We start from the raw sequence: 11085 nt of genomic DNA on the forward strand, positions 1-11085 counted from the left end.
GCGCGATGCGTATCGCCGTCCTGCAGTTCGCCCACGAGACGGTGACGTTCCTCCCGAACGACACCACGCTCGCCGATTTCACCTATCCCGGCTCGCCGGCCAGCGGCGAAGCGCTGCTGGCGCACGATCCCAGGTCCTACATGGGCGGGTTCGTGAAGGTGGCGCGCGAGTATGACGGTGTCGAACTGGTCGGCATCGAATCGCCGCTGTGGCCGCGCACCGGCACCGGCTCGGGCTGGATCACGGAAGAAGCCTACGAGACCTTTGTCGGCCGGATGGTCGCCGGCCTGAAGGAGCAGGGGCCGTTCGACGGCGTCTATCTCAGCCTGCACGGGGCGATGGGCGTGCGCGGCGTCGCGCGACCGGAGGCCGACATCGCGCGGCGCGTGCGCGAGGTGGTCGGGCGCAAGGCCTTCATCGTCGGCACCTTCGATCCGCACGGCAACGAGGATGCGGCGTTCCTGGCCGAGGCCGACATGGCCTTCACGGTCAAATACTTCCCGCACTACGACAGCCACCTGCAGGGCGAGCGCGCGGCGCGCATGCTGGTGCGCGCGATCCGCGGCGACTACGTGCCCGCCACGGTAACGGTGAAGGTGCCGATCATCACGCCGACCGTGCTGCAATGGACCGGCGCCTCGCCGTGGATGGACCTGGTGCAGCGCGCCCTCGTCTGGGAAGCCCGCGAGCCCGACGTTTACGTGAATGTCTTCTTCGGCTTCCCCTTCGCCGACGTGCCGGACGTCGGCCTTTGCTTCCAGGTCATGACCAACGGCAATGCGGCGCTGGCCCAGAGGGTGGCCGACGACATGTCGTCCTGGGCCTGGCGCCGTCGTGACGCGCTGCTGAACACCGCGAAGGTCCATCCGATTCCCGAGGGCGTCCGGCTCGCCAAGGAAGCCATGGCGCGTGGCGAGACGCCGGTGGTGCTGGCGGACCATAGCGACCGGTCGGGCTACGCGACCTGGATCCTGAAGGAAGTGATCGATCAGGATCTGTCGGACGTGCTGATCGCCACGATCGCGGATGCGAAGGTCATCGATGCGCTGAAGGTCGAGGGCGTGAAGGTGGGCGACCCCTTTGATCGTGAGATCGGCGGCCTTGTCGACGAATCGGCCGGCCAGCCGGTGCGCGTCACCGGCAAGGTCGTAGGCGCGGTGGAAGCGTATGGCTCACTCTGGGTGAGCGTCGGCTTCGGCCGCGGCAATGTCGTGCTGATCAGCCGCTATCTCACGCAGATCATGGAACCGTCGGATCTCGTCTGGTTCGATCTCGCGCAGTTCAAGGCGATCGCCATCAAGTCGCGGGTGCACTTCCGGCGTGGCTTCGACGATAGCGGCTTCGCCCGGACCATCCTTCTCGTCGAGCCTGTGGAGCCCTTCCTCGGCACCGTGCGGCTCGACGGATTGCCCTATCGCAACGTCGACCTGAAGAAATTCTATCCCTACGGCGACGTAGATTTCCTGCAAGCGAGACATCCATGACCAGCCCGCTCTTCCGACCCTTCGCGACCAAGTCGCTGTCGCTGCCCAACCGTCTGGTGATGGCGCCGATGACGCGCTCCAAGAGTCCCGACAGTATCCCTGGCGCCGACGTCGCGGCCTATTATCGCCGCCGCGCCGAAGGCGGCGTCGGTCTCATCATTACCGAAGGCACCACGGTCGACCGGCCGGCTGCCTCCAACGACACCAACGTGCCGGACTTTCATTCCCCGGCAAGCCTTGCCGGCTGGCGGCGGGTGGTCGAGGAAGTGCATGCCGCCGGCGGCAAGATCGCGCCGCAGCTCTGGCACCAGGGCATGATGCGCAAGACCGGCACCGGCCATCATCCCGAGGCACCGTCGGACGGTCCGTCCGGCCTGTCCGCGTCCGGCAAGCCGGTCGGTCCGGCAATGAGCGAGGCCGACATCGCCGACACGATCGATGCCTTCGCGCGGGCCGCCGGTGCCGCCCAGGAGATCGGTTTCGATGCCGTCGAGATCCACGGCGCGCATGGCTACCTGATCGACCAGTTCTTCTGGGAGGGCGCGAACAAGCGCGACGACGTCTGGGGCGGGGACTTCGTCCAGCGCACGCGCTTCGCCGCCGAGATCGTGAGGGCGATCCGGGCGCGGGTCGGTGCCGACTATCCGATCATCTTCCGCTTCTCGCAGTGGAAGCAGCAGGACTTCACGGCGCGGCTGGCGCTGACGCCCGACGAGCTGGCGCGTTTCCTCGAGCCGCTGACCGAGGCGGGCACCGACATCTATCACTGCTCGACGCGCCGCTTCTGGGAGCCCGAGTTCGAGGGATCGACCCTCAACCTTGCGGGCTGGACCAAGAAGCTCACCGGCAAGCCCACGATCACCGTGGGCTCGGTCGGCCTCAAGGGCGCGGATTTCGTGCAGACGTTCCGGACGCGCGAGGATTCCGAGATTGGCGATCTCGGCGAACTGGAGGCCCGGCTGGAGCAGGGCGAGTTCGATCTCGTGGCGGTCGGCCGCGCCTTGCTGGCCGATCCGCAGTGGGCGGCCAAGGTGCGTGCGGGCCGCTTCTCCGAACTGGCGCCGTTCTCGGCGTCGTCGCTGGCGACGCTCGCTTAAGATACCGCGCCAATCAGGGAGACGTCGCATGCCTCCGTTTTTCAAGCCTCTCCTCGCGACCGCCATGCTCGCCAGCCTGGCGCTGCCGTTTGCGCCGGCCGAGGCGCAATGGGTGTTCGTGGCCCGCAAGGCGCTGGGCCGCATCCACCAGATGACCGAAGGTGGCCAGCCGGACGGCCGGCCCGGCTACGATTTCGCGACGGTCCTGCTCGATGCCCACGCCGACAAGATCTTCTCGACCGCGCTCGACCTCGCGCGGAAGAATCCCTCGGTTCGCATCCTGATGCAGGACCCGGGGGCACGCCGCCTCCAGATCGCCGAGGGCGACCGCACCGCCACGCTGAACGTCGTCCCGTTCAACGACGACGTCTCCCAGCTCATGATCGCGGGCCATGCCGCCGCGGGCGAAGGCTCGACCGCGTCGCTGGTCGTCCAGGCGGTACTGCGGGTCTGCAAGGAAATGGGCAAGCACTGCGAAGTGAGTAACTGACGTCACGCGGCCCAGTCGAGGCCGATGTCGAGGACGCTGGCGCTGTGGGTGAGCCAGCCGGCTGATATCAGGTCGACGCCGCTGGCCGCGATGGCGGGTGCGGTCTGCGGCGTGATGCGGCCGGACGCCTCGGCGATGGCGCGGCCGTCGATCATCTGGACCGCTGTGGCGAGCTGGTCGGGGGTCATGTTGTCGAGCAGGACGGCGTCGACGCCGGTCGCCAGCGCTTCTTCGAGCTGACCCAGCGTATCGACCTCTACCTCGATCTTCACGAGATGACCGACGCCACGGCGGGCCGCGAGGATCGCCGGCCGGATGCCGCCGGCCACGGCGACATGGTTGTCCTTGATGAGGACGCCATCGTCGAGGCCGAAGCGGTGGTTCATGCCGCCGCCCACGCGAACGGCGTACTTCTGCAGGGCGCGCAGTCCCGGCATCGTCTTGCGGGTGCAGCAGATGCGTGCCTTGTGACCGCTCACCGCCTCGACCAGCGTGGCGGCGCCACTGGCCACGCCGCTCAGATGTCCGAGGAAGTTCAGGGCGACCCGCTCGGCGGTCAGCATGCCGCGCGCCGGACCGGCAATGGTGGCGATGCGGTCGCCCGGCGCGAGCGGCGTGCCGTCGGGCCGTTCGATGGCGATCTCGATCGACGGGTCGACCAGCCGGAAGGCCGTGACCGCTGCGCCGAGCCCTGCCACGACGCCCCGCTGGCGCGCGACCAGGGCCGTCTTCGCCCGTGCCGTCGCCGGCACGATCGCGTCGGTGGTGAGGTCGCCGGCGCGGCCGAGATCCTCGAGGAGGGCAGCGCGCACCACCGGTTCGACCATGAGATGCGGAAGGGAGGGGATCATGGTCATGGCCTCAGATTTCCAGCATGCGTTCGACGGCCCGCCGCGCCGGCGCGGCGACGCTGGGGTCGATCGTTACTTCGTGTTGCATCGTTTCGAGCGTCCGGCGGATTTTCGGCAGGGTGATCTGCTTCATGTGCGGGCAGAGATTGCACGGTCGGATGAACTCGACCTTGGGATGCTGCACGGCGACGTTGTCGCTCATCGAGCATTCGGTCACGAGGACGACCCGCGCCGGTTGCTTCGCATCGACATATTCGATCATCGCCGCGGTCGAGCCGGTGAAGTCCGATTCGCCCACCACCTCGGGCGGGCACTCCGGATGGGCGAGCACGACGATGCCGGGGTGGCCAGCGCGCAGCTGACGGATATCCTGCGCCGTGAACCGTTCGTGCACCTCGCAGTGGCCGGCCCAGGTGACGATCTCGACGCCGGTTTCGGCGGCGATGTTCTGCGCCAGATACTCGTCGGGCAGCATTATGACCTTCGGGACGCCGAGGCTCTCGACGATCTTGCGGGCATTGCCAGAGGTGCAGCAGACGTCGCTCTCGGCCTTCACCGCGGCCGACGTATTCACATAGGTCACGACGGGCACGCCGGGATAGCGCTGGCGCAGCAGCCGGACGTCGGCGGCGGTGATCGAGGCGGCGAGCGAGCAGCCGGCGTCGAGGTCGGGGATCAGCACCCGCTTGGCCGGATTGAGGAGCTTGGCGGTCTCGGCCATGAAATGGACGCCGGCCAGGACGATCGTCCCGGCATCCACCTTCATGGCCTCGCGGGCCAGCGCCAGGCTGTCGCCCACGATGTCGGCCACGCAGTGGAAGATCTCGGGCGTCTGGTAGTTGTGCGCGAGGATCACGGCGTCCCGTTCCCGTTTCAGGGCCAGAATGGCATCGATGTCCTCGGCGAAGGCCGGCCATTCGATCGAGGGGATCACCGATTTCACGCGGTCATAGAGCGGTGCGGTGCGGGCCATCAGGTCCGGCGAAAAGGCTAACGACATCTGACACCTCATTATGCTCAATGGGAGCATTAATTATTTATACTAAGAATGAGCATTAATGGCGTCAAGTTTTCAGATCGGGCGGGAGAGGGGGAGCTTGCTGCCGAGGACAGCGCGTTCGAGGACGACCTCGCCGCGGAAGCGGAACAGCTTGGCCGGGCGGCCACGCGCCTCCGCGGTCGACGCGCCCGTCGGTTCGACCAGCCCCTGCGCGTCGATGAGCCGGCGGAAATTCTGCTTGTGCATCGGCCGTCCCGCCAGCGCCTCGACGGCACGCTGGAGCTGCAGCAGGGTGAATTCGGGCGGCATCAGCTCGAAGAAGACCGGCCGGTATTTGATCTTGGCCCGCAGCCGCGCGATACCGGTGGCGAGGATCCGGCGATGGTCGTGGCGCATCGGCATGCCCGGCACGGGATCGGTTTCGGAGTGTCTCGCTTCCGGCACCAGACCGGCCTCGTAGAGCAGCTCGTAGCGCTGCAGGACCATGTCCTCGTTCCAGGTCTCGGCGCTGTCGCCAAAGCTCACGTCGACCCGCTGCTGCCGCTCCCGTCGGCTCGCCGCGACGCCCCCGGCCTCAACCCACGTCGCGAGCTTCGGCAGGATGGTTTCCGCGATCAGCGGCGAGGGGCCCGCTCGCCAATCCTCCCAGGGAAAATAGCGATACCAGCTGCGCCATTCCGGATCGCGCGCGCCGGCCGACAGGCGCTCGCGGGTGAGGCCGAGATAGCTGATCGACACGACGCGCCGGCGCCCGTCCGAGGCCGGCCGGTCGCGGTCGGCGAAGGTGTAGAGCTGCTCGACATAGCCCAGCGGATGGTTGGTCTGCCGTTCGACCCAGGCGCGCACGCCGCTCTGCAAGGTAGGATGCTCGGTCGCAAAGGGGCCGGACGGCAGGAGCGTGCCGTCCTCCAGGGTGAGCACCAGCGGCTGGTTCGCCGTCAGGGCGACCAGCACGGCATTGAGTTCGATGGCAACGGCGTCGGAAGGCGCGGGAGGCGGCGTCATGTCCGCCGCATTATGCACGAACCCGGCGCGACCGGGCGTTCCGTCAGCCCTTGTCCTTGGCCTTGCCCATCGCCGCCTTCATCAGGGCGATCGATTCGGGCATGTCCCAGTCGGCGTCGCCCTCGATGCGGCCGAGTTCGCGGCCCTGGGCATCGACCAGGATCGAGGTCGGCAGCAGGGTGACGTCGAGACCCTGCATGGTCTTGCGGCCCTTGTCGAAATAGATGCCGAGATTGGCGAGCTTCTGGTCCTTGTAGAAAGGCGCGACCTTGGGCTTGGTCGGGCCGTCGATCGACAGCGGCACGATCAGGAACTTGTCCTTCGGGAAAGCCGCCTGCAGGCGGTCGAGGCTGGGCATTTCCTTCACGCAGGGCGCGCACCAGGTCGCCCAGAAGTTCAGAAGCACGACCTTGCCTTTGAAGTCGCCGAGCTTCATCGGCTTGTCGTCGGCGTTCTGGATCTCGAGGTCGGGCAGGGGCTTCGGCGTCCTGGCGATCTTGAAGCGCTCCATGGCGCCCTTGGCCATGTCCGGCTTGACGCCGGCGAATGCTTGTCCCGCGAAGACGGGCAAAGCGAGGGCGGCCAGGCCGCCTGCCAGGACCGACCGTCTGCCGGGGAGGAAATCTCGCTGGGGATGTGCCATAAGCCGCGTTCCTAAAAGGATATATGGCTGAATTCATGGCACGGAAGAACACGACTGCGCGAGCGGCCAAGGGTGGCTCCAATCGTCGCTCCAACACGATGTGGGGCGGCCGCTACAAGCTCGGGCCCGCGGAAATCATGGAGAAGATCAACGCCTCCATCGGTTTCGACCGGCGGCTCTACGCGCAGGATATCGCGGGCTCCGTGGCGCACTGTGACATGCTGGTGGCCCAGGGGATCCTGACGGCCAAGGACGGCCGCGACATCAAGCGCGGCCTCGCCCAGGTCAAGGCCGAGATCGAGAGCGGCAAGTTCAAGTTCTCGACCAAGCTCGAGGACATTCATTTCAACGTCGAGCAGCGGCTGACCGACATCATCGGGCCGACCGGCGGGCGGTTGCATACCGCCCGCTCGCGCAACGACCAGATCGCGCTCGACGTGCGCCTCTGGGTGCGCGACACGATCGACAAGTTCGAGGAGATGCTGCGCGACCTGCAGTCCGCCCTGATCGACCGTGCCGACGAGTATTCGGCCACCATCATGCCGGGCTTCACCCACCTGCAGACGGCCCAGCCGATCACCTTCGGCCATCACCTGATGGCCTATGTCGAGATGATCGGCCGCGACCGCAGCCGGTTCGCCGATTGCCGCGCGCGTCTCAACGAATCGCCGCTGGGCGCCGCAGCCCTGGCGGGCTCGCCGCATCCGATCGATCCGCGCAAGACCGCGAAGGCGCTGGGCTTCGACCGGCCGATGGCCAACTCGCTCGATGCGGTGTCCGACCGCGACTATGTCGTCGAGTTCATCGCCGCCGCCTCGACGACCGCCGTGCACCTGTCGCGCCTCTCCGAGGAGATCGTGATCTGGTGCTCGGCGCCGTTCCGCTTCATCTCCCTGTCGGATGCCTTCACCACCGGCAGCTCGATCATGCCGCAGAAGCGCAATCCCGACGCCGCCGAGCTGACGCGCGCCAAGGTCGGCCGCATCGTCGGCAGCTTCGTCGCTCTCTGCACCATCCTGAAGGGCCTGCCGCTGACCTACGGCAAGGACATGCAGGAGGACAAGGAACCGCTGTTCGACGCCGCCGATTCGCTGGAACTGGGCATCGCGGCGATGACCGGCATGATCCGCGACCTCAAGGCCAATCCGGAGCGCATGCGCGCCGTGGCGTCCGCCGACTATTCCGTGGCCACCGATCTCGCCGACTGGCTGGTGCGCAAGGTTGGCCTGCCGTTCCGTCAGGCCCATCACGTGACCGGCCGTCTGGTCGGCATCGCCGCCGACAAGGGCATCGACCTCGACAAGCTGTCGCTCGAGGAGATGCAGGCGGTCGAGCCCAAGATCGACCGCAGCGTCTATCGCGTGCTGACCGTCGAGGCCTCGGTCAACGCCCGCAAGAGCCTGGGCGGTACCGCGCCGGCCAATGTCGAGCGCGCCGTCGCCGACGCGCGGCGTCGCTTCCTGGGCAAGGCCGGGGGACGCGCACGATGAGCTTCTTCGCTTACAAGGAGGGCGAGATGCACGCCGAGGGCGTCGCGCTCGCCGCCATCGCGGCCCAGGTCGGCACGCCCTTCTACTGCTATTCCGCCAGCGCCCTGCGCGCCGCGTGGAAGGAGTTCGCCGACGGCATCAAGGGCATGAACGCAAGCGTCGCCTACGCGATGAAGGCCAACAGCAACCTGGCCGTCATCCGCCTGTTCGGCGAGATGGGCGCCGGCGCCGACATCGTCTCCGTGGGCGAGATGAAGCGGGCGTTGGCGGCCGGCATTCCTGCGCATCGCATCATCTATTCCGGCGTCGGCAAGAAGGCGTCGGAACTGATGGCGGCACTCGAAGCCGGCGTTGGCCAGATCAATGTCGAGAGTTCGGCCGAACTGGAGACGCTGAATGCGGTGGCGGGCCAGCTCGGGCTCAAGGCCGACATCACCATCCGCGTGAATCCCGACGTCGACGCCAAGACGCACGCCAAGATCACGACGGGCCGCAAGGAGAACAAGTTCGGCATCGACATCGACCTGGCGCGCGAGGCTTTCGCGCTGGCCGGCCGGCTGCCGAACCTCAATGTCGTGGGCGTGGCCATGCATATCGGCTCGCAGCTCACGTCGCTCACGCCCTACCGGGATGCCATCGTGCGGGTGCGCGAGCTGATCGGGCAACTGCGCGCGGACGGCCACACGATCGACCGTTTCGACATCGGCGGCGGGCTGGGGATCGTCTATGCCGACGAGAAGCCGCCCTCGATTGCCGAGCTCATGGCCGTCGTGGCGCGCGAGACCGAGGGGCTGGGCTGCGAACTGGCCTTCGAGCCAGGTCGCCGGCTGGTCGGCGAGGCGGGCGTGCTGGTGGGGGAGGTCATCCTCGTGAAGCCCGGCTCCGCCAAGACTTTCGTCATCGTGGATGCGGCGATGAACGACCTCATCCGTCCGACCCTGTACGAAGCGTGGCACGATATTCTGCCGGTGCGCGAGCCGCGCCGCGATGCCGCCACGATCCGTTGCGACATTGTCGGTCCCATCTGTGAATCCGGTGACTTCCTGGCGCAGAATCGTGATCTGCCGCCGCTGGCGGCGGGCGACCTCGTGATGGTACGGTCAGCGGGCGCATATGGGGCGGTCATGGCTTCCAGCTACAACAGCCGTCCGCTGGCGCCCGAGGTGATGGTGGATGGCACGAGGTTTGCGGTTACGCGACCGAGGCCCACCGTCGAAGAGATGATCTCCGCCGAGCGGTTCCCGCCCTGGATGGAGCCGAAAAAGGCTTAACGAAAGGACGTCGATGGACGCCAGCCAGACCACCCCGACGATCCAGGCCCCCGGGCTGGGACGCAAGATCGGTTTGGCGCGGGCGGCTCTGGCATGGGAAGGCCTGTGGCCCCGGTTCGTGCCGCTGCTTTCGTTCGTGGCGCTCTTCGTTGCCGCCGCCCATCTCGACCTTTTCGCCGGTCTGGATCCCTGGGTGCATACCGGCATCCTCGCCGCCCTCGCGATCGCCTTCGCCGGCCTCGCCTGGTGGCACCTGCGTGATTTTGCCTGGCCGACGCGGGAAGCCTCGATCCGGCGGCTCGAGCGCGACAGCAACATTCCGCACCGCCCGCTGGTGGCTGTGCAGGACCATCTGGCCGCGGGCACGGCCGACCCGATGGCCAAGGCCCTGTGGGAGGCTCATCGCCGCCGCGAGGCTGAGCGCCTCGCCAGCCTGAGCAACCGGCCAGCCCATCCCGGCCTCGCCAGCCTCGACAAGTGGGCCCTGCGCTTCGTGCCGCTGCTGGCGCTCGTCGTCGCGATCGCCGTCGCGGGCGGCTGGCGCAGCGATCGCATGGCGGCCGCGGTGACGCCTGCCTTTCCGCCGCCGCCGCCGGTCGTCGCCAATCTGTGGATCGCACCGCCAGCCTACACCGGTAAGCCGCCCGTCTATCTGGACATGGCCGATCCCGACAAGGTGCTGCGCGTGCCTGTCGGGAGCAAGATCGCGGGCTTCGTCGACGATGTGCGCGGCCGCAAGCCGCCCCAGCTCCTGATCGACGGCAAGGCCACCGAATTCTCGACCGTCAGCAAGGGCAAGTACCAGGTCGAGGAGGTCATCACCGAGGGCAAGCAGATTACCCTGCAGGCGCGCGGCGACGAGCAGGCGCGCTGGAAGCTCCACGTCATTCCCGACCTCGCCCCGACCATCGAATTCACGCGGCCGATCGGCGTCGACAAATGGTCGACCAAGATCGAGTACCTGGCCGGCGACGATTTCGGCATCACGGGCGTCCAGCTTCAGATGCGCCTGCACGGCAGCGTGCTGGGCGACGACGCGCTGAGCAGCGACGAGGAGCCCGAGGTGTTGCGCGTCGACCTGCCGGTCGCCGGCAATGCCAAGAAGATTTCTGACACCTTCGTGCGCGATCTCACCAGCCATCCCTGGGCCGGCCTCAAGGTCACGGTGATGCTGTTCGCGACCGATGCGCTGGGCCAGAAGGGCCGCAGCTCGGTCGAGACCTTCCTTCTGCCCGAGCGGGTGTTCAACGACCCGACGGCGCGCGCCCTGATCGTGCTGCGCAAGGCGCTGACCCGCGATCCCAAGGGCTACCGTATCGACGTCGCCGACGGTATGCGCATGATCCATGGCAACCCGTCGAGCTACCGGGAGGATCCGGTCGTCCAGCTCGGCCTGCGCATCGGCTCGGTGCGGCTCGCGCAGAACGACAACAAGGAGACGATCACCGACACGCAGAAGCTGCTCTGGGACCTCGCGATGCGCCTCGAAGGCGGCGCCACGTCCGACGCCGAGCGCGCCGTCGAGCAGGCGCGGCAGCAGCTGCAGGATGCCATGCAGCGCCAGGCCGGCGACGAGGAGATCGAGAAGCTGATCCAGCAGCTTTACGACGCCATGGCACGCTGGCAGCGCGAGCTCGCTGAAAAGATGAAGGATCCCGACGAGCGCCGCCGCATGGAAGAGCAGGCGGAAAAGATGGATCCCAACAACACCATCACCGGCGACGATCTTCAGAAGATGCTCGACAAGATTCGCG

10 protein-coding genes are annotated in these 11085 nt (G+C 67.3%); 6 read left to right on the plus strand and 4 right to left on the minus strand.

The window, feature by feature from the left end; genetic code table 11:
* Nucleotides 1-5 precede the first annotated feature (5 nt).
* From ACT6UX_RS06930 to ACT6UX_RS06940, 3 genes are read left to right on the plus strand one after another with little or no spacing between them, the layout of a single operon-like run.
* Nucleotides 6-1484 (plus strand): M81 family metallopeptidase, encoded by a 1479-nt coding sequence (locus ACT6UX_RS06930; protein ID WP_444774411.1) that lies wholly within the window; start codon nucleotides 6-8, stop codon nucleotides 1482-1484.
* The gene (locus tag ACT6UX_RS06935) at nucleotides 1481-2581 is read left to right on the plus strand and encodes an NADH:flavin oxidoreductase (protein WP_444774412.1); all 1101 of its coding nucleotides are present in this window, start codon (nucleotides 1481-1483) and stop codon (nucleotides 2579-2581) included. Before ACT6UX_RS06930 ends, ACT6UX_RS06935 begins: the two co-directional genes overlap by 4 nt.
* Nucleotides 2582-2609: 28 nt before the next feature.
* Nucleotides 2610-3071, plus strand: coding sequence for a hypothetical protein (locus ACT6UX_RS06940; protein WP_444774413.1), 462 nt, complete (start codon nucleotides 2610-2612; stop codon nucleotides 3069-3071).
* A gap of 2 nt (nucleotides 3072-3073) precedes the next feature.
* Here the strand turns inward: ACT6UX_RS06940 and nadC are convergent, their stop codons facing one another.
* The 4 genes from nadC to ACT6UX_RS06960 all read right to left on the minus strand — a co-directional run bounded on the left by nadC (nucleotide 3074) and on the right by ACT6UX_RS06960 (nucleotide 6570).
* A complete protein-coding gene (gene nadC / locus ACT6UX_RS06945; RefSeq protein WP_444774414.1) occupies nucleotides 3074-3928 on the minus strand; it encodes a carboxylating nicotinate-nucleotide diphosphorylase in 855 nt (284 codons plus the stop codon).
* Nucleotides 3929-3932: 4 nt separating this feature from the next.
* The gene (gene nadA, locus ACT6UX_RS06950; RefSeq protein WP_444774415.1) at nucleotides 3933-4922 is read right to left on the minus strand and encodes a quinolinate synthase NadA; all 990 of its coding nucleotides are present in this window, start codon (nucleotides 4920-4922) and stop codon (nucleotides 3933-3935) included.
* A gap of 72 nt (nucleotides 4923-4994) precedes the next feature.
* On the minus strand, nucleotides 4995-5927 hold the full coding sequence (locus tag ACT6UX_RS06955) for an NUDIX hydrolase (protein WP_444774416.1): 933 nt from the start codon (nucleotides 5925-5927) through the stop codon (nucleotides 4995-4997).
* 43 nt (nucleotides 5928-5970) lie between these two features.
* Entirely contained in the window at nucleotides 5971-6570 is a 600-nt protein-coding gene (locus tag ACT6UX_RS06960; RefSeq protein ID WP_444774417.1) for a TlpA disulfide reductase family protein, read from the minus strand.
* 35 nt (nucleotides 6571-6605) lie between these two features.
* Between ACT6UX_RS06960 and argH the strand changes: the two genes are divergently transcribed.
* From argH to ACT6UX_RS06975, 3 genes are all read left to right on the plus strand, one after another.
* Entirely contained in the window at nucleotides 6606-8060 is a 1455-nt protein-coding gene (argH, locus tag ACT6UX_RS06965; protein WP_444774418.1) for an argininosuccinate lyase, read from the plus strand.
* Nucleotides 8057-9331, plus strand: a complete 1275-nt coding sequence (gene lysA, locus ACT6UX_RS06970; protein ID WP_444774419.1) for a diaminopimelate decarboxylase — start codon at nucleotides 8057-8059, stop codon at nucleotides 9329-9331. Before argH ends, lysA begins: the two co-directional genes overlap by 4 nt.
* 13 nt (nucleotides 9332-9344) lie before the next feature.
* Nucleotides 9345-11085: DUF4175 domain-containing protein (locus tag ACT6UX_RS06975; protein WP_444774420.1), on the plus strand; the 1741-nt coding region annotated here is incomplete at its 3' end.

The organism is Reyranella sp. (genome assembly GCF_052439685.1).
Classification (GTDB): domain Bacteria; phylum Pseudomonadota; class Alphaproteobacteria; order Reyranellales; family Reyranellaceae; genus Reyranella.